Genomic DNA, 21,853 nt, shown 5'->3' on the forward strand with positions numbered 1-21,853 from the left:
GAAACGATTGCCACAGCTGAACTGATCAAGCTTGAAGACGAAGGGTTTGAGTCATTCCGACTGCACGGGCAGCAAAGCTGACAATGGATCGCGAAGGGATTCGTAGATTAGCTGCAGAAACTCTAAATGTTCCAACAGCTAACTATCAATTTGCAAATACATACGAAGAATTTATATCCTCTGCGAAAGAAATTGGTTTTCCTTGTGTTGTGAAGCCCCTAATGAGCTCGTCTGGAAAAGGCCAAAGAGTTTGTCCTTGAGAGCAGTCCCTTTTTTAAAAGATAAGAAAGTAAAAGTAAGAGGGAAGTTAGTTCTTTCAATAAAGTAAGTTCGATGAATGTAAATAGCCAGCCTTTTAACTCTTTTCAAGAAACTTTTTGTTAACTCGTTTCCCTTGGGAGGATAGAACTGAAAAAAGTTATTTTATATAATTTTAAAAAGACTTTATCTTATTTTTATTACTTACCGTTTGTAAAAGGAAATGTTTGTTTTTGGGGATACAAACACCTAATTTATTAAAAGTTCAAAGAGAATTTACACTAAAATCCGAAATATTATTATATTTTAATAATAAATATATGTTTTTTTATGTTGTGAAAAGTAAAACTATCCTTTATACTAATAAAAAAATTACTTTTCTATATGTAACTGGCGCACATGGAGTACCATGAGGGAGCATATAGAGTTAAACGTCGTACGCCTGGGCAAACACTTGATCAGTGAATCGAGTGTTTTTTTATTTTCCTAAGGAGAGGTGCAGGTAGGGATGAGTAATTTGCAAAGAAAAATGGGAACATTTGCTTTAACAATGACTGGTATTGGTTCGATTATCGGGTCAGGTTGGTTGTTCGGAGCATGGAAAGCTGCCCAGATTGCTGGGCCAGCGGCAATTTTTTCTTGGATTATTGGAATGATTGTTATTTTATTTATTGCACTTTCTTATGCAGAACTTGGTGCCATGTTTCCGGAAGCTGGTGGGATGGTTAAGTATCCTCAATATTCACATGGTTCTTTTATTGGATTTCTAGCTGCATGGGCGAACTGGATTTCAATCGCTTCGACGATTACGGTAGAAGCCATTGCCTCGGTCCAATATATGAGTACGTGGCCTTGGAAGTGGGCTGATTGGACGCATTCTTTCGTTCATCAAAATATCTTAACGACCAAAGGCGTATTCGTCGCTGCTTTGCTGTTATTGGTCTATTTCTTCGTTAACTATTGGACTGTCAATCTATTTGCTAAGGCAAATTCATTTATAACTGTTTTGAAATTAATTGTTCCAGGTGTAGTGGTGGGAGCGTTATTTTTTGCTGGATTCCATGGGGAAAACTTTACAAGTTCTCAAGGAATGGCACCATATGGCGGGGCCGGCATGTTAACAGCCGTTGCGACTTCTGGAATCGTGTTTGCTTTTAACGGATTTCAAAGTCCCGTTAACATGGCAGGGGAAGCGAAATCACCGAATAAGTCGATTCCCATTGCTGTGATTGGGTCTATTTTAATCGCTGGTTTTGTGTATATTATTTTACAAGTTGTATTTATCGGTGCAGTTGATCCATCTATGATTGTGAACGGATGGAGCCAGCTGAATTTTAATTCACCTTTTGCTGATCTGGCACTAGTTCTTGGTCTTAACTGGTTATCAATTGTATTATATGCTGATGCATTTATATCACCGTCAGGGACAGGGTCAACATATACTGCTACAACTTCGCGGATGATTTATGGTATGCAAAAAAATGGATACCTGCCGAAAATCTTTGGGACTTTGCATCCACTATATGGTGTTCCGCGGCCAGCAATGTTATTGAACTTAGGTGTTTGTTATATCTTTTTATTTTTATTCCGCGGGTGGGGTGTACTGGCTGAAATCATTTCAGTGGCTACTCTTATTTCGTACATTATGGGTCCCGTTGCATTGACCACTTTAAGACGTACAGCTGCTCATTTTAACCGGCCATTTCGCTTAAAAGGCGCTTCCGTTATTGCACCTTTGGGATTTGTTTTTGCATCGCTTACTTTATACTGGGCCCGCTGGCCGCTAACCGGAGAAGTGGTGTTCATCATGGCCATTGGACTTCCAATTTACTTATATTACCAGGCGAAAAATAAATGGATTGGATTCAAAAAACAATTTATTTCAGGTGTTTGGATGCTTCTTTACTTAGGCTGTATGATTCTGATCTCGTATATTGGAAGTGAGAAATTCGGCGGGAAAAATATTCTTCCATTCGGCTGGGATATGCTGGTCATCGCTTGTCTTGCACTTTGCTTCTATTTTTGGGGAGTGAAAAGCGGGATTAAAACAGAATTTATGGATGAGGCGGAAGAAATCAATAAAGAAGTAGCGTAGCGAAAGAAAACATGGTTGTTTATGACCATGTTTTTTTGCGTTATTGTGAAATCACTTTTTTAAAAGCATCCTAAAAATCTCCCTATCCACGTTTTACAGAATCACCTTCACCTATAAAGGTTGGAATTAGATGATTTCTTCGAGATCAGGAAATTTTTTCCTTTTACTATTCTTGTAACGTGATGCAAGAGAGTAACAAATTCCACTGAGTTAAAATTTCTTTAGGGTGCTTTAAATCAACTTTATTGTTGCTAATAATTTTTATATACTAAAACTCGTGGATAAGACATAAATACTAGTGATTATACCAGAAATATATTGGTGACTTTTCAATATGAAAATTGTAATAAATCTGGTTTAATCCATGAGATTAGGTCAAGTTATTTACTTTGGATTAATTGTCCGAATGGGGACAGAAGTCTATGCAACGCATAACATTTCAGGTAATTTAACTACATTTGCTTCAACCATAGGGGGTGGGTTTGCAGTGGCAGCGAGCACTCTTATTGGTCAAGCAATTGGAGAGGGAAAGGGAGAGGATGTGAAGGAATATCGAAAATGGAGTTATATTCAATCGGCCATTTCGATGACTTTTATAACAGCATTATTGGCCGTTTTAAGCCCATTTGTTGGCCTATTCTTTACTCATAATCAGACTGTCCTTCATTTATTAATGATCATCTTATTTATTGATACGATTTCTCAACCATTCCTAGCATCCGTTACCATTGATACTTCAGTTGTCCAAGCTGGCGGAAACAGTAGATTTCCCATGATGGTCACAACGATTGGAATATGGGTAGTTAGAACTTTAGGAGTTTATATATTTGCATGGAAGCTTGGTTTTGGATTGCCAGCAGTATGGACTTCAATAGTAGTCGATAATGCTCTTCGTGCAGGGATATTTGCATGGTACCGACAAAAGAAGCATGTAATAAGAGATTTAAAATGGTAGTAGAATAAGCTGTGATGAATATGGTACATGGGTTAGGGAGGTTTGTGGATATTGATTGAAGCTTTGCTTAAAGTTTTCAATTTTCCCATGAAAGGGTTCCATAATGAAGGTGTTTACCTAAACCTTTACAGAATTGTAGTAGGGAGGGGATTAAGCTGATTTAAATAAAATGAAAGTGTCAGAAAAAAATAAAGGAATTTATTTCATTAAAGGAGAAAGAATACAGCTAAAACAATTGATTTAACAAATAGATGATATGGTACTAATCATGACATTTCAGTTCCAAAATTCTTTTACCAAACAACAGCTTTTAAAAATTTTTGGCGTCTCATTATCTTAAGTATACTTTGGCTTTGAGACGGATTTATTTATGTCTACATAAAATATATTATGTAAACTAAAAAATAAAAAAATAGAACCATTCCTGATCCTATTTTCATCATACTTACATTAATCCTTCGGCATATCCATCCGATCCACAGCAATTTTTAAATCATCATTCTTTATATGTGTATAGATCATCGTCGTTTGAATCGATGAATGACCTAATTGTCTGCGCAATTTCGGTACATCATTAATTTCCGAATGGTATCTCGTTGCAAAGGAGTGCCTTAATTTATGTACGGAAAGTGCCGGCTTTCCAAAGGCTGCAGCATATTTTTCAACTAATTTTTCTACCGACCTTGCAGTAAGTCTTCTTGTTTTTCCTTTAGGTCCCATTGGAGCAGAAACAAACAACGCCTTATTATTTTTATCAACCTGGTATTTAGTCACTCTAACAGATAGGTATTCTTGTAAATCAGCCATCGCCACTTGGCTGAAATAAACGAACTGTTCTTTGTTTCCTTTGCGAATCACCCTGGCACAGTACTTGCTGAAGTCAATATCATCAAGATCTAAACCGACCAGTTCAGAAAGGCGGAGACCAGATCCTAATATCAGTGATATAATTGCCGTATCCCGCTGCTGGTTCAGTTTATAAAAGTTATAGATTTTTTTATTTTCCTTATTTAGCTCCCCGAAATCATGAGCGATAAATAACCGAAATTGCTCATATTCATCTCCGAGTAAAATTTTTCCTTCCATTTTATTTGCTTTTGTTTCCATTGTTTCTTTTACCTCATTGAATTCGATTTTCGCCATGACATTTCGATTAATATATGGCTTTAAATCAGGCGTTTCCGCAATATTTTGCAGGTAATTAAACAGGGACTTTAAAGCAGATAATTTCCGATTGACCGTTAATTCTTTGTTATTTAATTGATAATGCAGATAGTTTAAAAATCCTTCAACCTCGAGAACAGTCATTTGCTGCAAACGTTCGAGCGGAATATCTTTAACGTTACCGGACCATAAAAGTTCATTGATCATCCAATTAAAAAAGATCTTATAATCATGACAATAGTTAAACAAGGAAGCGGTGGAAAGTTTTCTTAGTTTATGATTTATGTATTCTTCAACATACCAAGGCAATTCATTGAGTAAAGCTTGAAGCTTATTAAAATTTTGCTGTTTATTTGGGTTTACCATAAATTCACCTCACTTCTATATTTTACCTCAAGTACATTACTTCGTCAAATTTATATTTTACGTAATAATTAATTTGATAAAGCATTACCATTTCCTTTAGCTAAATGTCCATTGACACAAATAAAAGTAAGCTTGGAAATTGTAATAATATAACAATAATAATTCTCTCCTACATGCTAACTTTGCCTATCGACCTCCACTCGATAAATCGTGTTTAAACCCTGTAGTGTCTCAATAATACCCATATAATCAAATGCATTCGATGCATTAACTTTAAATATATATTTTACTTTATTTTCAAAATGATTAATCTCCATATTCACTGTTTCCACTTCAATATTCTTTTCTAATAAGAGCTTATTAATATTAAATAAGTTCTCCATATCTTTGTCGACTTCTATAGAAATAAGAAATCGCTTTTGATGTTTTGCTTTCTTCTTGAATTTGATCTCAATTTTTTCCTCAAGTTTATCTAGGAATAACAATGTTGTAATTATTATTACAGTAGCCAAAAATGATTCAAAATACATTCCTACTCCAACCACTAAACCCAAGCAAGCCACTGTCCAAATACTTGCTGCAGTAGTTAAACCCTTTACTGACTGTTACTCCACCGTAAATTATGATCGAACCTGCACCTAAACAGCCTATACCTGAAATTACATAACTTGGTATTCTGGATGGATCATAACGGGTTACTTGTGGATGAATAGTCAAATATGATTCAAATCCATATAAAGATAAGAGCATTAATAAACAAGAACCAACCCCCACGAGTATATGAGTTCTTAAACCAGCAGGATGGTTCTTTATTTCCCTTTCAAACCCAATTATCCCACTTAAAAAAACAATTAAGGATAACCGAATTATTATTATCATGATTTCATTGTTTAGGATATTTTGCATGCTTTCACCTGCCTCATATCTCCATGTACATTCGCCCACAACAAAAGGGATAACTCTATATATTTATCATTAAGCTACCCAAGCATCCAGTGCCCGAAAATGATGGAACCTTAACTCTTTTATTTCATATTTTATTCTAAAATCCTATTCGCTTTATATTGTTCTAAAAATCTAGTGTTTTCATTAATGTGGTTTTCATGAATATCACACTTGATATTTGCATGATAAGCTATATCCTCACAACATTGTTTTTTCATAATTTTATTTCTCCTTATTTAGTTAAAGCCCCCTTTCGTATCATAAGTTCAGCCAGATATTTCTGGTTGAACATTTTTTATATCGTTTTGTTTAACAAGCTCCATCTAGTTCGCTGCACATTTTTCTCGAATTATGCACATTGAATTGTTTTAATATTCAATTTCTTTCAGTTGTGATAAAATGGTAAATATCATCAAAGGGAAGTGTTTTTTTTGATTAACAATATTTTTGTCCCCGTGATAACTGCATTCCTTGGTGCAATGGTCGTCTGGATTTCGGTTGCGATCGTGAAAAAGAAAAATCGTCCTTAATTTGATGTCCCAATTCATTGCGATTTTGCACTTCGAAGGTACTGAATTTCTCCCTTGTAGAAGGTAGAGGCGAAACATGTGGTATAATATGGATGTTCAATTAACAGGCAGATATGCGACACATCCAGCATTTGCCTGATAGGTAGAGCGACGGTATACATCTGTGAGGGGGAGTATAATGACAGGGAACCTGTTTCGTGTGATGTTCATCGTGGTGATGATTGCCGTTATCGTGAGTGTCGATGTACTGTTCTTAAGACATCACTTCACGGCTCGGCTTATCGTCAACATCGGTATAGTCGTGGTGTTTGCCATCGTCTATTTCATCTTTTTCAAGAAATCGTAAACAAAGGGCGGCAGAATGCGCATCCCTGTCGGACGATCTTCATCGAATGCCACTCAATAGGACGTCCAAAGTTTATGAGAAATTTTAGTAGATCTCGCCTGATTGCTATTGCACATTCGGGGGCGTTAGTACCATATCCAGACTTGACCAAAAATATCCTCCATTCATCCATTCCCCTGTCTGTTTATTCTTCTCGGTCAAGGTTTGTATGTTTATGTAAAAAAGCTTTCAATCCATTGTGAACAGTCAGAGAATGTTACGATTGCATCCGTGTTATTATCTTCAAGGATAATCATTGCTAAGTAAAATAATACAGTCAACCAATCCAATATCTACACCTCTTTTGATCTAATTTGATAGCAAACTTTAATATATCATCACCAAGAGGGATATACCTGATCCTTTAATAACAAAAGGTTACAGTTTGTGGGAGTCAGCTCCTTAAGAATAGGAGCCCTCAGTTATTTTTAAACACCACTCCAATAAAACGGACTATTCAGTTTATATTATAAACACTGTTTAACTTTTCTGCCACGTTAGAGTTCAATAAGAAAAAGAGTCGCCACAGCAACCCTTTGTTTAACAATAGCACCCAGTTAATGAAATAACTACAAACTCTCTGGCAAGTGAAGTTTATACATTTCTAATGCATTTGTATTTTCTTCTAGAACAGCCACAATTTTGGGATGGGGCTTAGCATAGATAACTGGATAATCCTTTTCATCAAGTTCTTCATTAATGGGAAAAGCTAATTTTTCTTCTTCAATTGAAAATTGGGCATCAATTCCCTCTTTATTTCCACGAGCATCAACCCTAATCCATTTATTAAGTGATTTAAGGAAGATAGCATTTAAAGCGTGAATACAATACCCTTTTTCTGGAGTATCAAATAACATCAATCTTTGATAACAAAAACCTGTTGGTATTCCCTGTGAACGCAATAAAGAAGCTAATAGGTGTGATTTTGCATAGCAAATTCCCTCTTTAAAGTCTAATACATCCGAAGCATTGCAAGTAACTCGCTGTGATTGAATATCCCAAGAATGAGAAATTTCATCACGAACAAATTCAAAAGCTATTCTTGCTTTTTCAATTTCCGTTTGAGATGGATTAAAAAGTTCATCAGCTTTCTTTTTTATAATTGGATTAGAATAATTAACTTCGGTTGATTCGAGTAAATAGTCATCTAGTTTTTCCGACTCACAAAACAAAATAAACCCTTCTCCCCTCTAAAATACATAAATATGTATATATAAACATTACTATACAATTTTTATAAGTTGGATTAAAGGCTTTCTTCTTGTGCTAACCTGCTTCGTTAGTGTAATTTGAAAATGAAATTTCTGCATTAAGCCCAACTTAAGTGAAGCCGCTTTAAAATAAACAACTCTTCCAAATTCTTTTTTACCCGTCAGATGGGATTTCAATGTAAAATAATAATGTAAGTGCCAATTTGTTCTAAGGTTATGAACAATAATTATATAACCATAACTGGGAGGATATTCATGGAATATCATATCAACGGAAGTACCATGCAATCTTTAAAAATCCAACTTAAACGAGACGAATCAATTTACAGCGAAGCAGGCTCTCTTCTCTCGATGTCACCAACGGTTGAACTAGAAACCAATTTTACAGGCGGTATTGGCGGGGTATTTAAACGTGTCATCACAGGAAACACAGCCGTGTTAAACCATTTTAAAGCAGCTTTTGGGGATGGTCATGTTTCATTCAGCACACGGATGCCAGGCCACATTGTACCGTTACAAATGGACCGTTATAATTCCGTGCATGTCCAGCGACACAGCTTTTTATGTGCCGAAGAATCTGTATCTCTTAATGTCGTGGGAAATATGGGTTTAACAGGATTTTTTGGCGGCAACGGACTGATATACAACAAGTTGGAGGGAAATGGATTGGCGTTCATTTCCGTTGACGGGGAAGTCAATGAAATGTATCTAGATGCAGGTGAAACAATCCTAGTACATCCGGGACATCTCGCTGCTTATGATTCACGAGTATCCTTTGAGGTGCAACGACTAAAAGGTTTTAAAAACATGTTCCTTGGCGGGGACGGTATATTTTTGGTAAAGCTAACAGGAGCAGGAACAGTTTGGTTGCATACATTGAGTTTGCATGGACTTGCAGAAGTCTTGATGCCGTATCTCTCTTCCAGAAAGTAAATCTGTTGTGGCTTATTTTATTAATGAGTCAGTTAGATTTTCTCAAATTTATAATGTAAATGACATCCTTAATTGCATGATATTAGCTTATCATACACAAAAACTCGCATGAGCGAGTTTTTTAATTTTTGTTTATCTGATCTTCAGTAGTCCTTATTTCACTAACGCTATCCGTTACTTTTAAGTGAAACATTCCACAATCTTTTTTGGAAATTTACCTAAAAAAGCTGAATTAATGAATAGAAAAATAAAAGGACTCCCTTTTTGAAAGTCTAAATGCATGTACCTCTTTGTATTAATCTAATCTTCTTTGTTCGCATCACCGTCATTAGCTTCATCGTCTCCTTCGCCGAGATTGTTACCCATCACTGCACCTGTAATTGCTCCTACTACAGTACCAATTGGACCGTAAGCAAGACCCACGGTAGCGCCAGAGACAGCACCGACAACAGTACCTACAGCCTCACCAGCATCGTTATCGACTCGATTGCGTTCGTTTTTATCAGCCATTCATTTCACTCCTTATTAAAAAATGGGCAGTGCTTTTCCAGTACAATCCCTTAATATATTTTGTCCTCGAAAGACAGAATTACACGATGAATAATTTACGCCCATAAAGATCCTAACCGTCAAGACAATAACCAAAATGCCACCAATTTTGCAACTATTGCTACCTGTTAGATGAGTAATAAATTTAATCTTCAACCACTTCAAATAAATCCGTATGAATATTAACAAAATAAGTTTCTAACAAATCCTCTAATTTTATAATTATTCCTTCTTGAACTATCCTTCCACGTTAGTTCAAGAAGGAGGAATAAAGTATCGATAGGACGATTATTCTTTGGAATGGTATTCTGGATGACCATGACGACCGCAGCCGAAGAGGTAACATGCCGTTTTAATTGAGGTCTCAAATGCCATTGCCGGTAGCTGTTCGGGAGGAAAGTTCGCGAGTACCTCTTCGAAAGCAAGCTTTTCGGAATTCAAATTGTCAATAAACCACTGGCGGTCTTCTTCGTCCCATTCTTCATCCTCTTCACGGACAGCTTCTTCTTCCAGTCGCTCCGTCAATTCTTGAATCACTTCTTCCAGGATTTCACGTCCACGGTCGGGATTGCCTACTTTTACTAAGCCATAGGCGAAACGGTAAAGCCAATCTTGAGACTTCGCATAGATATGCCAAGCTTTCTCAAACCATTGGACCGCCTCATGATAACAGCCCTTCTCGAGGTAAAGGTCCGCGACATCAGCTTCCCCGGTAAACTCCTCGTCCTCCCCTGAAAAGCTGTCGAGCAGATGTTTCGCTTTTTCCACACTGCCGAGTTCGATGAGGCATTTGATGTGGGAATACAAACTAAAGTCAGATAGTTCCGACCCGAGGAGGAAAAAGTTTGCCGCCTCTTCGATGTTTCCAAGGTGATAATGGGCAACCCCGAGATTGTGAGAGGTTATTTTGGTCGGCTGAAGGGCCATCGCCTTCTCAAGCGCATCCCTTGCCTCTTCCCACTTTTTGAGGCGGAGGCATACTTCACCCAAAAGGCTGTAGGGAAAGTGGGAGTCGGGATTCATGCCTACGGTTTCTTCCAGAATGTCGAGGGCAGCCTGATAATCGTCTTCCTCATGTGTAAGGATCCACCCCAGATTGTTGAGAGACTGGATGTCCCGTCCTGTGCGAACTGCTTCCCGGAATATATCTAGGGCTTCTTCATATCTGTTCTCTTCCAAGAGTTCAATTGCTTTTTGATTAAGGTTCAATTTCTTCGCCTGCCTATAGGTAATAAAAAGTATCTTTTGTTGAAGAAACAAACAGCCAGCTACAGGACGGGTCCTCCGCCCCAGATTATTTTAGGATACTGATTCCCTTTTCAAAGAAACGAACTTGACGTTTCCAGCTACAATTCCACCTAATATTAATGCACCCCCGAGCCACTGGGACAAGCTAACGTGTTCTCCTATGACTAGCGATGATAAAATTAATGCAACGGGAAGTTCAGAGGCTGTTAAAATGGTTCCAAGCCCAGGCCCGATATGCGGCATTCCAATTGAAAATAAAAGCGGGGGCAGGGCGACACCTAATAATCCAAGATACAGACCGAACGGTGCTATTCCCATAAAAACAGGTAAATTCAATAACTCAGTTGGCGGAAACAGGATCAAAACAGTAAGCAAACCGCCAGTGGTAAAAAGAGCACTTTTTTGCACAGGTGGTGTATCTTTTTCCACCGTACTGCTAAGAAAGATGAAAGTGGAATAGGTCAAAGCTGAAAGTATTCCCCAAACTGTCCCTTGCCATGTAAATTCACTGCCACCTTCTGAATTAATGCCCGCTGCAAGAATTGAACCAATGACCAGAATTCCAATCGAAACGACCTTCCCCATTCTCGGTGTTTTTTTATAAAATAACCACTCGAAAAAAGTACCGATCCAGACAAATTGAAATAAAAAGATGATCGCTAGTGATGCGTGAAGTGTTTGCAGTGAATGATAATAAAAAACTCCTGTTAATCCGAGTGGAATTCCTGATATAAGTAATTTTCCTATTTTTGAAAAAGAAAGTTTTTTCTTTTTCGAAAATAGAGCTACCACCCAGATCATTAAAGTCCCTAGTATGAATTGACTTCCTGTTACTTCTGCTACGGTAAAACCAGCGGAATATGCGAGCTTTACAAAAGTAGATAGGGCTCCATAACAGCATCCCCCTATAAAAACAAGAAGTGCGTATTGCCAAGTTTTCATTCCTACTACTCCTTTCATTCTATAAAAATTCTTGATAGATAAACTAATTCGTTTTTGAGTGAACTGACCCATTTCAACATAAAAAAAGCCACACAGCTAAATAAAAGCTGTGTGGCGAAAATAGAAATAATTCTAGAAAAGTCCACAAACAAATAGTTTTATTATTCAATATTACATTCGTAACTTTAAAACAAATAATAATCGATGTCAATAAAAAATGAAGTTTAAAGACTAATGAAGCAGTGTAGGTGTAGCTTATGACTTTCAAATCTGCATTTTTTACATTTTGCGCCTCACCAGTGACCGTTACCAATTATTTCTCCTTAATTTAAAAACAAATAACGATAAAATTTGTTAATAATTATCATAAGCCTTTTTCAACAATCTGGCCCGATTGTTGAAAAAAAAGCTAATGACGATTGTTCAACTAAACTGCCATTTACTTCAATAAGAAAAGTTCCTAATTTAAAAGCTCGATCCTTAAGGAAAGCACCCTTTTGTTTAAGTAAAACACTTCACATTTTTTCAATAGTTTGAGGAGTTTCTCTATTTAAAAAGAGTCTCGTATGGATATATTTAATTATAATAAAATTCAGAAAATATTAATGAAATATTAAGGAAAAACCTATATAAACTTCATCGAAAGCGACTTATAATGAACATATTCGTACTTAATAAAGGAGGATTGCTAAATGAAAAAATCAAAAATTTTAACAGGTTTAACGGCATTAGCTGTCCCATTCTGTATGGCTGCTGCACCTGCATTCGCTGCCTCACCAAACCATTGCACAAACATCTACGTTTCCGTACACGGAGATAATGCCAAAGGTAATGGTTCGCATGCCCATCCTTACAAAACGATTCAACAAGCAATTGATAAGGCTAAAGATGGGTCTACTGTTATTGTTGAGCCTGGGACGTACAGAGAACGTCTTACCATTTCAAAAAGCATTACGGTAAAATCCGATCCTTCTATCCATAATGGAGTTAAAAAGACGATTATTGATGCTGTTGACCCTTCTACTATGGAAGTAAATGATTTTACGGTTGGTAACGGTGTTCAATTTGTACAAGGATCTTCCGGCTCTAAATTTATTGGTTTAACCGTAGAAAATGCCAGCCACGCAGGTATTTTGGCTATGGGTCCCCTTTCACATTTAACTTTTGATAATGTTCGTGTTATTCATAATGCATACGGCGACCACTTTAACACTGATTGGGAAGCTCTTCATCTTGTCGGTGTAACCGACTCTGTAGTAAAGAACAGTGTGGTTAAGGACAATGGAGATGGTGGTATCTACTTAACGGATGAAACCGGTCCGAACCACAACAATAAAATTATCAATAATGATGTTGAAAATAATCTTGTTGACTGTGGCATCACCCTTGCTTCTCATGGGTTTGTTCCTAATGGCTTAAGCGGCCAAGGGGTTTATGATAATTTGGTCAAAGGTAACAAATCTATTGGAAACGGAGCTGCTGGAGTGGTTCTTGCTACACCATTTGGTAAGGTAGCTGACAACATTGTGGTCAATAACTATATCGCAAAAAATGAAATGGGCGGGGTTGTCTTACATTCACATTCACCGGCTTCCGATGTCCATGGCAACCAAATTATTGGAAACTACATATTCGCCAATAAACCTGATGGTGAAGTAACTGGAGGAAAATCTGTCGGTATTTCTATTGGCGGAGAAGAGAATCCTGTGAAAGATACACTGATTTCGAAAAACACTTTCAATAAACAGGATGTTGGAGTTTATATAGGTTTGGGAACCGGTACTGAAATTCTAAAAAATACGTTTATTAAAGTCGGTGTGGATGTTTATCAACAATAATAACGGAACCTAAGGAACGCCCTTTCACGATATACGTGGAAGGGCATTATTTTTAAAATTGTTATTTACTGTTTAGAATCGTTTAAGACCTCCAAAATTTCACATTACATATTGTGCTAAACTGCTTCTTTGTTGAATAAGAAAAAGGGATTGCCGCAGCAATCCAGTATAAAATAAAGTCACTTCGAGTTTAACAAGAGTAATTACTTTTTTCTTCTAAGTAACCAATTGTTGTATTGAAATTTAGTTCGTTACTTAAATAAAAAAGGCTGCCGAGATTGGCAGCTGGCTCTTCAACTCTTATTTCTAAGAGGCGAATAATTAAGCTTCGTGATGAACATTCTTTTTATTTCAATATTTCTTGATTATCGTAATCCCTTAACGCCCAAGTTAAAATATCATTTGCATAAAGTCCTACATCGTCTGGTGAAATTTCAACAAATTTACCATCAATAAATGCAGCCCAATGGATGTTTTCTGTAGGTTTTTCAACCAATCCATTGATTCCTGTAATCATACCGTTTGTTTCCGACACATCAAAGTTGTTTTTGGTTATGTCGTAAATAGTGTCTCCCTCTTCAAATGTTATATTTTTCTTTACTATAACTTTACTGTTTTGATCCATAATCTGAATAATGCCATTTACCTCAACTGCATATGCCGGATTTGCAAGCCATAAAGCAAACAAAAAGGGGAGTGCAAAAGCAAGTTTGTACATATATTCCCTCCTCAATTTTTCTTATTTTTTCCTAATGTCATTTAATTATGAGTGTTGTTTTCATATAAAAAACACCTAACAAGTTGTTAGGTGTAATTTCAAATATAAATAGAATTAACTAAAAAAGAGTGACCATTTTCAGCCACTCTTAACTGATCCTTTAAATTTAACTATTACTACGAACAATTTTCACAGTAGTAAATTCCATCTACTTTATCCTTCCTTAATTCCTCATATAGGAACAACTGGCTACAGCATCCGCACTTAATCAACTCATCAGCACAATCTTCGCATGCTTTCCACTCATAGCCTGTATCTACGATGTTATTTTTTTCGAAATAGTCATTACAAAAGTCACATCGTACATTCTTATCCCCCATAATATACCTCCCCTTTTATTAATTGGATTCAAGTATTATTTACCTTGATGACACGTTCCACAATAAATTTTCCCGTAAGCTTCGTAAGTTTCACTGTCTCTCAAATTTTTGTTCACATTCATTACATTTAAATGAATCTCGATTATTATCATCATAAAAAGATGAAGAATTACCCGTTTTGCAGTCGCCCATGTTGTCACTCTCCCGGATATATATACCGTATATTTTTATGAGCGACTATAATACAAAATGTCTAAAAACATAAAAGTTACCTCACAGAATTATTCAAGTTCAAATCGTCGGGATCCTTTCCGGGCGGGTCGAGGATCGTATCAGCTTTTGCTTGATCGGCGGAACACTGATAATTTCTTGATAGATCACCTAAGTGCTTATGTCCGAATAATATAGGGTCCATTTCTCATCCGAATAAATTTTCCTGGAACCCGTGCGGTTGTCACCACTGTTTCGGTGGTCACATGAAGAAGGACATATCCCTAAAAACCCTGCAGCTAAAATAAAAGAGCCTAAAGCTTGGAAACGAATCCCTAAATTTTTGAACGAAATGCAAATTGAACACCTACGTGAAGCCTGCTGCAGCCCAATGGAAAAGGCTCTCTTTGAATTCATGTTCTCCACCGGATGCCGAATAGGAGAGATTGTCACCTTAGATCGAAACAGAATTAATTGGTCCAACCGTTCCGTAGTTATAAGAGGTAAAGGTGATAAGGAACGGGAGGTCTATTTTAATATCCGTTGCGAAATCTGGTAAAAGTGATACTTGGATAATTGTGTTGACAGGGATCCTGCAATTTTTGTAACGGTACGCGTTCCTCATCGAATGAGCATTGCCCAGATGCGGTACATTATTAAGCAGATTTCTAGCCGTGCCGACATCAACAAGGACATTCATCCGCACCAACTCCGTCACAGCTATGCAACGCACCTTTTGAACAATTGAGCTCCGCTTGATGTTATTCAAAGCTTATTAGGGCATGAAAAAAGCGAAACGACCCGGATATATGCCCAGTTAAGCGGGAGCATCAGGCAGGAATATATAGGAAGTATTTTTAACAAAAAAATGAGCAACGCGATTGCGTTGCTTTTTTACACTCTTGCTACCCGTTTGCTGAATAAGGAAAAATTCCGTTGCCCGCACTTCTTACTTTACACAACTATCCATACTCTGTCCCTACCGCCTGATTATCACTTTTTTCCCCTTTATGTACATCCAGGCTTTTTGGGCTGTATATGTCTAATGGCTCCGGGTCAGTATCTTTGGGCATAATACAGTTTATATATTAGAGAGGGGGATAGTATGAGGCTAAGAAATGGAGATTTTTATACAAATGTTTTTACCAATAAGTTGTATAAGTTAAATGAAGATAATGATAGCAGCTGGTACTTGAGTTTGCGTGATGAAGAAGGTTATCATGAAACAGAAAAGATATCAGGGCGTGATATGATTAGATTGGTAGAAGGCAGTTATAAAAAAAGCTAATAAAAAGCTTCCCCATTCCTGTCATAGTACCTGTAAACAGAAAAAAGAATTAAATTAAGAGAATATGTACAGAGAGAATACTCAGTTTATTTACATGGAATAGTTAAGTATGCAACCGAATAATCGAAAAAGTTGACAAATGATTTATGCGATTAAACTAAGGCTCTTTCAATTAATAAAACTTACTATTCAAAGATAATTAGGAGAATTTTTGATTATGTGATACACTTTGTTTACCATTTGATTTACTTGTTTACATGTACCCTACTCATTCGTGAGTGGGGTTCCTTGTTATAAATGAAAAAATAAAAAACAGACTCTATGAAGAGCCTGCTTATTTTGTACTTATTATTAAGCTTTACGCACGTTAGCCGCTTGAGCTCCGCGTTGACCTTGCTCAACGTCAAAAGTAACTGTTTGACCTTCTTCTAAAGATTTGAAACCTTCACCTTGGATCGCTGAGAAATGAACGAATACGTCTTCTCCGCCTTCACGCTCGATGAATCCAAAACCTTTTTCTGCGTTAAACCATTTTACTTTACCTTGTTCCATTTTGTTTCCTCCTGCTGTGTGCTTTCCACACAATGTGTTACTATCCTTGCACTCAGTGATCATCAAGACGAAAAGTAAATCTTATACTATCCTTTACACCGAACAAAAATAATTCTTCTAAAGAATAACATTTTATAAAAGTATTTGCAAGAAAACATTAACACAACCATTTTTGCCACTCTCAAATTTCACACCTGGTTTTATATTTTTATGTTGTTCTTATTAAAGTAAAGCCCCCGTTACTTTAAGTGTAATTCTTCACAAAATTGAGGCCTCACTCACTTCAACTGTCCTTCAACCCCTACCGCTGAACCGTTTGATCGCTTCCTCGGTCACCGGCTCAAAGAGGTTAACGAGGTTGCCGTCGGGATCACGGAACAACACAGCACGGTTCCCCCATGGCATCGTAGTCGGTTCCTTTACCCACTCGTCTATAAACGGCTTCAAGCGCTCGTATTCGGCATCGACATTGTGGACGCGGAACTCGATGATGACAGTGTGATTGTTGGCCGCCATTGCACAACCAGTGCCGAACAGTGGCACCGTCTGCGAATGGCCGATTGCCAGGGTGCACGATGGCAGAACGAGTTCGGCAAAGACAGGCGCGGGGCGTTCCGCCGAAACACCCATGATTTTTTCATAGAACTTGACAAGACGATCCAAGTCGTCAGTAATGATACGTACAGAAGCAAAATTCACGAGATACATCCTTCCTTTAATAAATGATACAATATCGTATCATATCATTTTGGGCCAGAACCAGTGAAGTTTCCGTAAAGGCCCGATTTAATCAGAATCTTAACTAATTGGTTCTACGACCGTCTTTCCATGCATGACTGCTGTCAATTGGTCCATAGTGAAATAAATTAATTCCTGTTGAAGTTGATTGGCGGTTCCTCCAACCGATGCAAGACATAGTTCGCATTTATCTCTCACCCCTTAATGCTTACTTACTACGATTATAAAATAACGCTACTGACAACAGTATGTCAGTAGCGTTTTAACATTTTTTGGACTTCCTCACGAATCCGATTTATAAATGATTCTGGCTCTAATACAATCACACCAGCTCCCCAGCCAAGCACCCATTGCAACAACTCGTCTAGTTGACGAACGCGTAAGACAACATGCAATCCATCTTGATGCTCTTCCATATCCTCTACGTAATGATAGTTCGATTCCTTCACCTTATCCGCGATGTCATAGTTAAATCGAAGACGAACTTGCATGTGTCGATCATCCGGAGGGGTATACTCCCTTAAGTTAAAATGCTTCGGTAGTTCGAATCGTTCTCCCAGATCAATAAGTTCCGTCATTCGGGACAAACGGAAATGGCGATTGTTTTGGCGCAGATCACACCGAGCCACGAGCATCCATGATCCTTGAACGAGCACCAATCCATATGGAGCAACGGTGCGAACACTAATGCGATTCCCCTCGGAATCTGCAATTCTTTTAGCATAATGAAAGCGGATCTTTCGTTCGTCTAATATCGCTCGACGAATCTTTTCTAGATATTCTTTTTCTCTTGACTGATTGACCTGTTTATCAGAAATGAGCAACCGCATAGCCTTGCGTACACGATATGTTTCATTAATAACGCTCTCCGGTAGAATGGCCTCAATTTTGCCGCGAGCAGCTTGAGACCTGACACGATAATCATCATCAAATTGTTGTTCGATAAATTCCGTTCCAATCAACAAGCTCACGGCTTCTGGTACCGTGAAACTGATCGGAGGCAGGAAATATCCTTCCATCAGGGAATATCCTGTCCCAGGGGCACCTATGATCGGCACGCCCGCTTCACTCAACGCCTGGATGTCGCGGTAGATAGTCCGCACGCTAGTTTCAAATAGGGTCGCCAAATCATCGGCTCGTACAACTTCTTTACGTTGTAGCTCAAGCACTATGGCTAACATACGGTCTGTTTTGTTCATTGGTTGCCCCCCTGAATGTTTATTACAAAATAATATACCACATCTTAATGAGAAGATGATTTAGTGACTCCCGTTAACTGTCCCGAATGTTGAATATAAGTTAAACAACGTACTTCAACTAAACTGCACTCGTTAGTGGAACAAGAAAAGAGCCGCAGCTGTTAGGAGGTCGGCTCTTAAAAATCTTAAAAAGACAAATTATCCTCCATCTTATTTCTCCACTCCTGTTCCTCCAAATCCTTTACTAACTGCGTGATATCTTGGTTACTATTTGCCACCACTTTTTCTAGATCTGCGTGATAAGCCATCTCCTTTTTAATTTGCTTCCAGAATAGATACGCAACCATTTCAGGCTTCCTACCTACCAGTTGAAATGAAACACTCCTGGCTCCTCGATTGCCGCTGGCGATGTAATGGATGTCGATGATTATGTTCATGAATTTACAACCCTTTGATTTAAAACCATTATAGCTAGTTAAAAAAACCGCCTTTCGACGGTTCTTATTGAAGTAAAGCTATCCTTTTGTTTAAAAACAATTTTCCACACTCTTACCTTTACCATCCCATTCCAAATACAATTATTGTTTCAAACGGACACTATATAATCTCATTGCCTCAAGACTGCCTTCCATTTCAAAGATTCCATTTTCAATCATATTCTTCAACCGAAAGTTTATGAAAGTATCACTTATATATTGGTCTAAATGTATATGGCCAAGGACATCTCCAATTAATCTTAATGATTTAAAAAATTCTTGTGTTTTACGTTTACCATGGAGCTTTTTCGCTCTATTTATAATAAGCTCGTCAAAATAATCTTCAGGAACACTTTGTACTGTTCCGTCATTCCAAATTCTTAAAGTTTCTTTATTTTCAGTGAGAGAAAGCCATTCCTTCTCATATTGTTCCCGTTCATGTTGGGTTAGAGGGGATTGGTCCTGTCGTAGTTTTTCGTAAATCTTTTGGAGCTTTTCCGGGGCTATTTCACCTGTGTGTGAAATTGAGTATTTCCGTTTGCCTATATTAAAAAGTTCATTAAATCCCTTTGTTGTGTTCATAATTAAAATATCATTATTTTTTTCCTTTAAAAGTTCTATGACAAAACGGAGTCCCGTCTGCTCCTCAGCATTTTCAGCAGCCCACAAATAAATAGGAATATCTTCTTTAATAGACATAATTCGATTAACCGTTCTTTTGAAATTTTCCTTGAATTCATCAAACTCTCCATCCTCATCAGCCAAGTTATTTTGCATCCAATTATACCTGGACTGTTTTCCAACTTCTTCATTAAACTTCCAGATAGGACCGATAGAGAACATTTCTCGAACACAAATGACCTTTTCATCATTATAATCAGCACCCATTTCCTTGAGTGCTTGTCTAAAACATCCCGCAGCAGAATCTCCGAACAGAATATGAACAACCTTGATGGGTCCTTCTATTGTATTTTGCTGCTGTTCCTCCATCCCGAAAACCGCTTTGTATGCTCTTTTCATATCTTTAATAAACTGCTCCTCAGAATACACCTGCTCGTTAAAAAAATGTATTCTTTTTAAAATATGGCTAAGAAGTAACCTTGCATCTCTCTCTCGTAATTCCTTGACGATCTTATTTATTTTCTCTATTTTTTCTAAGTCCATAAAAGAGTCCCCCAAAGGTATAATTCCTTACCTCAATATAAGATCATAAAATGCATCTGACTTTAACAACATTTTTAAATTGTTTTGGGTATATAAAACCTCACCATCTACTATTGTGCAGGTCTTGTTCAACATAAGCCCCCGTTTGTTGAATAAGTGTTAGGATGTTGTTTTATTCCATATCTTTAACGCAGCTGGGTAGCATTTTACGATTGGTATTTCTTCCTCAAACCATTTAATAAATACCTTTTGTATTCCCACTGCTAATTCATCTACTGAATTAATTTCACTCAAAAGTCGTACAATATCTCTAATTTCTGGGTCATATTCATCATCTGGACATCCCATACCAAGTAAACCTATTGGGTCCCATTCATCAATCGTTTTTTTAACAGAATTATATTTATTCATAAATATTCCCCACCTTTTTTTACGAAAATTAGGATTCACTTTTGTAGCCAATCGAAATAAACTAAATTCTCTTACACACAGGTATTAAAAATCTTTAACATCTCATTTAAGTAGTTGTTAATTTAGCATAGATGATAAAAAAAAGGGTCATTTCTCCCATGATTACAAGGTTTGAAACTTCTACTATCAAATTAATAATAAAAAGGGTTGCTAAAATCCCTATAAATAACCCTAAATGATAATATTTCAAACGGTCTTGTTTAAACCTGTATTGATGAAAAACAATAGTAGTTGTAATGAAATAGAGTAGTACGGAACCGAATATAAAATATAAGTTAAATGAATAATGAACCTCATTTAGAAACAAAAGCTTGATGGAAGCAGCAATCATGCTCAAAGACATTAATATGAAAAGATGACCATAAATTATGGTTTGACCGGGTGTTTGGATCGATTTATCAACTTTCTTTTCCACATTTTCGAAATACTGCCACCACATCGAAATAATTAGGATAAATGATATTATCGAAAATGAGATTGAATCCCAATCCCCTTTTTGTGGCTGTAGCACGGAAAGGGTGCTGATGACGGATTCTCCAAAAAGGATTAATGTCAATGAAGCAAAACGTTCTAATAAATGAACAGTATTGGACGAAGCTTTCACCAAATACTTACGTCCGAAAAACGGCACAATAATATCAACAAAAATTCCTGCATACAATACGCTATATCGAATCCATGAATCAAATAAGATAGAGAAACATGATATGATGATTCCAATCCAAAAACGCGTTCCTAAAAATTGAGCTACCTTTTTCCTATCCCCTTCTTCTAAACTTCGAACAACCAGATATTGGATCGCTGTAAGTGCTCTTAATCCCAAATAGCCAATAAGAAAAGGAAGATAATACTGATCAAAGTCAACCGATAAGCTGGATGTCATAATAAGGACAAACGACATCTGAAAAATCGTAAAGATCCGTTGATGTAAAAAATCTTGCCCAAACCGATTAATAAACAACGTTTGTCCTACCCAAGACCACCATATTGGGATAAATATTAAAACAAACTTCAAAAAATATACTGGATGAATTTCTCCCTTTTCAACATGAAGTAATACACGAGTCGCTGTCGAAGCAGCTGCCGCAAATAACAAATCATAAAAGAGTTCTAACCATGTAACTTTCTTTTCATCCATTATCATCACTCCTTCGAACTCTAATAGCTTATAGTAAAATAAAGTGATTTTTAGACTTTCTAATAGAAACAAATGATTATTCGGCTTTATGTACATTTTT

21 protein-coding genes, 2 pseudogenes and 1 riboswitch are annotated in these 21,853 nt (G+C 37.1%); of the genes and pseudogenes, 8 read left to right on the forward strand and 15 right to left on the reverse strand.

Annotated elements, in window-relative coordinates; all coding sequences use genetic code 11:
• The 3 genes and pseudogenes from ACZ5XR_RS13415 to ACZ5XR_RS13425 all read left to right on the forward strand — a co-directional run.
• A pseudogene (locus ACZ5XR_RS13415) lies at positions 1–254 on the forward strand (ATP-grasp domain-containing protein); the annotation flags it as partial.
• Positions 255–634: 380 nt separating this feature from the next.
• Positions 635–713: riboswitch (ZMP/ZTP riboswitch) on the forward strand.
• A gap of 53 nt (positions 714–766) precedes the next feature.
• Positions 767–2,353, forward strand: coding sequence for an APC family permease (locus ACZ5XR_RS13420; protein WP_464502116.1), 1,587 nt, complete (start codon positions 767–769; stop codon positions 2,351–2,353).
• A 364-nt stretch (positions 2,354–2,717) separates the two neighbouring features.
• Positions 2,718–3,308 (forward strand): MATE family efflux transporter, encoded by a 591-nt coding sequence (locus ACZ5XR_RS13425; protein ID WP_464502118.1) that lies wholly within the window; start codon positions 2,718–2,720, stop codon positions 3,306–3,308.
• A gap of 450 nt (positions 3,309–3,758) precedes the next feature.
• Here ACZ5XR_RS13425 and xerS read toward each other — a convergent pair whose 3' ends face one another.
• From xerS to ACZ5XR_RS13440, 3 genes are all read right to left on the reverse strand, one after another.
• The gene (gene xerS, locus ACZ5XR_RS13430) at positions 3,759–4,838 is read right to left on the reverse strand and encodes a tyrosine recombinase XerS (protein WP_464502119.1); all 1,080 of its coding nucleotides are present in this window, start codon (positions 4,836–4,838) and stop codon (positions 3,759–3,761) included.
• Positions 4,839–5,014: 176 nt separating this feature from the next.
• Positions 5,015–5,368: a hypothetical protein gene (locus tag ACZ5XR_RS13435; RefSeq protein ID WP_464502120.1), complete on the reverse strand. Its 354-nt coding sequence runs from the start codon at positions 5,366–5,368 to the stop codon at positions 5,015–5,017.
• Entirely contained in the window at positions 5,358–5,744 is a 387-nt protein-coding gene (locus ACZ5XR_RS13440) for an MgtC/SapB family protein (RefSeq protein ID WP_464502121.1), read from the reverse strand. Before ACZ5XR_RS13440 ends, ACZ5XR_RS13435 begins: the two co-directional genes overlap by 11 nt.
• 747 nt (positions 5,745–6,491) lie before the next feature.
• Here ACZ5XR_RS13440 and ACZ5XR_RS13445 point away from each other — a divergent pair.
• Complete coding sequence (locus ACZ5XR_RS13445) at positions 6,492–6,659, forward strand: hypothetical protein (RefSeq protein WP_464502122.1); 168 nt, start codon at positions 6,492–6,494, stop codon at positions 6,657–6,659.
• Positions 6,660–7,267: 608 nt separating this feature from the next.
• On the opposite strand, the gene ACZ5XR_RS13450 is transcribed toward ACZ5XR_RS13445, so the two are convergent.
• On the reverse strand, positions 7,268–7,870 hold the full coding sequence (locus tag ACZ5XR_RS13450) for a transglutaminase-like domain-containing protein (protein WP_464502123.1): 603 nt from the start codon (positions 7,868–7,870) through the stop codon (positions 7,268–7,270).
• Positions 7,871–8,164: 294 nt separating this feature from the next.
• Here ACZ5XR_RS13450 and ACZ5XR_RS13455 point away from each other — a divergent pair, with 294 nt between their 5' ends.
• On the forward strand, positions 8,165–8,842 hold the full coding sequence (locus tag ACZ5XR_RS13455; RefSeq protein WP_464502124.1) for a TIGR00266 family protein: 678 nt from the start codon (positions 8,165–8,167) through the stop codon (positions 8,840–8,842).
• Positions 8,843–9,142: 300 nt separating this feature from the next.
• Here the strand turns inward: ACZ5XR_RS13455 and ACZ5XR_RS13460 are convergent, their stop codons facing one another.
• The 3 genes from ACZ5XR_RS13460 to ACZ5XR_RS13470 all read right to left on the reverse strand — a co-directional run bounded on the left by ACZ5XR_RS13460 (position 9,143) and on the right by ACZ5XR_RS13470 (position 11,581).
• Positions 9,143–9,352: a hypothetical protein gene (locus tag ACZ5XR_RS13460; protein WP_464502125.1), complete on the reverse strand. Its 210-nt coding sequence runs from the start codon at positions 9,350–9,352 to the stop codon at positions 9,143–9,145.
• Between the two features lie 327 nt (positions 9,353–9,679).
• Entirely contained in the window at positions 9,680–10,600 is a 921-nt protein-coding gene (locus ACZ5XR_RS13465; protein ID WP_464502126.1) for a tetratricopeptide repeat protein, read from the reverse strand.
• A gap of 90 nt (positions 10,601–10,690) precedes the next feature.
• The gene (locus ACZ5XR_RS13470; protein ID WP_464502127.1) at positions 10,691–11,581 is read right to left on the reverse strand and encodes an EamA family transporter; all 891 of its coding nucleotides are present in this window, start codon (positions 11,579–11,581) and stop codon (positions 10,691–10,693) included.
• Positions 11,582–12,273: 692 nt separating this feature from the next.
• Here ACZ5XR_RS13470 and ACZ5XR_RS13475 point away from each other — a divergent pair.
• Positions 12,274–13,419, forward strand: coding sequence for a right-handed parallel beta-helix repeat-containing protein (locus ACZ5XR_RS13475; protein ID WP_464502128.1), 1,146 nt, complete (start codon positions 12,274–12,276; stop codon positions 13,417–13,419).
• Positions 13,420–13,765: 346 nt separating this feature from the next.
• On the opposite strand, the gene ACZ5XR_RS13480 is transcribed toward ACZ5XR_RS13475, so the two are convergent.
• A complete protein-coding gene (locus tag ACZ5XR_RS13480; RefSeq protein WP_464502129.1) occupies positions 13,766–14,137 on the reverse strand; it encodes a DUF4430 domain-containing protein in 372 nt (123 codons plus the stop codon).
• 831 nt (positions 14,138–14,968) lie between these two features.
• Here ACZ5XR_RS13480 and ACZ5XR_RS13485 point away from each other — a divergent pair.
• Positions 14,969–15,586 (forward strand): annotated as a pseudogene (locus ACZ5XR_RS13485) (tyrosine-type recombinase/integrase); the annotation flags it as partial.
• Positions 15,587–15,832: 246 nt separating this feature from the next.
• Positions 15,833–16,015 carry a hypothetical protein gene (locus tag ACZ5XR_RS13490; protein WP_464502130.1) on the forward strand — a complete coding sequence of 61 codons (183 nt, stop codon included), beginning with the start codon at positions 15,833–15,835 and terminating at the stop codon, positions 16,013–16,015.
• Between the two features lie 351 nt (positions 16,016–16,366).
• Here the strand turns inward: ACZ5XR_RS13490 and ACZ5XR_RS13495 are convergent, their stop codons facing one another.
• The 7 genes from ACZ5XR_RS13495 to ACZ5XR_RS13525 form a co-directional block, all read right to left on the reverse strand.
• A complete protein-coding gene (locus ACZ5XR_RS13495) occupies positions 16,367–16,567 on the reverse strand; it encodes a cold-shock protein (RefSeq protein WP_464502131.1) in 201 nt (66 codons plus the stop codon).
• A gap of 294 nt (positions 16,568–16,861) precedes the next feature.
• Positions 16,862–17,266: a VOC family protein gene (locus ACZ5XR_RS13500; protein WP_464502132.1), complete on the reverse strand. Its 405-nt coding sequence runs from the start codon at positions 17,264–17,266 to the stop codon at positions 16,862–16,864.
• 290 nt (positions 17,267–17,556) lie between these two features.
• Positions 17,557–18,504 (reverse strand): helix-turn-helix transcriptional regulator, encoded by a 948-nt coding sequence (locus tag ACZ5XR_RS13505; RefSeq protein ID WP_464502133.1) that lies wholly within the window; start codon positions 18,502–18,504, stop codon positions 17,557–17,559.
• Positions 18,505–18,689: 185 nt separating this feature from the next.
• Positions 18,690–18,941, reverse strand: coding sequence for a hypothetical protein (locus tag ACZ5XR_RS13510; protein ID WP_464502134.1), 252 nt, complete (start codon positions 18,939–18,941; stop codon positions 18,690–18,692).
• A gap of 141 nt (positions 18,942–19,082) precedes the next feature.
• The gene (locus ACZ5XR_RS13515) at positions 19,083–20,144 is read right to left on the reverse strand and encodes a DUF1835 domain-containing protein (RefSeq protein WP_464502135.1); all 1,062 of its coding nucleotides are present in this window, start codon (positions 20,142–20,144) and stop codon (positions 19,083–19,085) included.
• Positions 20,145–20,303: 159 nt separating this feature from the next.
• A complete protein-coding gene (locus ACZ5XR_RS13520; RefSeq protein ID WP_464502136.1) occupies positions 20,304–20,555 on the reverse strand; it encodes a DUF1871 family protein in 252 nt (83 codons plus the stop codon).
• A gap of 106 nt (positions 20,556–20,661) precedes the next feature.
• Complete coding sequence (locus tag ACZ5XR_RS13525; RefSeq protein ID WP_464502137.1) at positions 20,662–21,753, reverse strand: low temperature requirement protein A; 1,092 nt, start codon at positions 21,751–21,753, stop codon at positions 20,662–20,664.
• Positions 21,754–21,853 lie beyond the last annotated feature (100 nt).

This window comes from Neobacillus sp. Fa239, assembly GCF_055395235.1.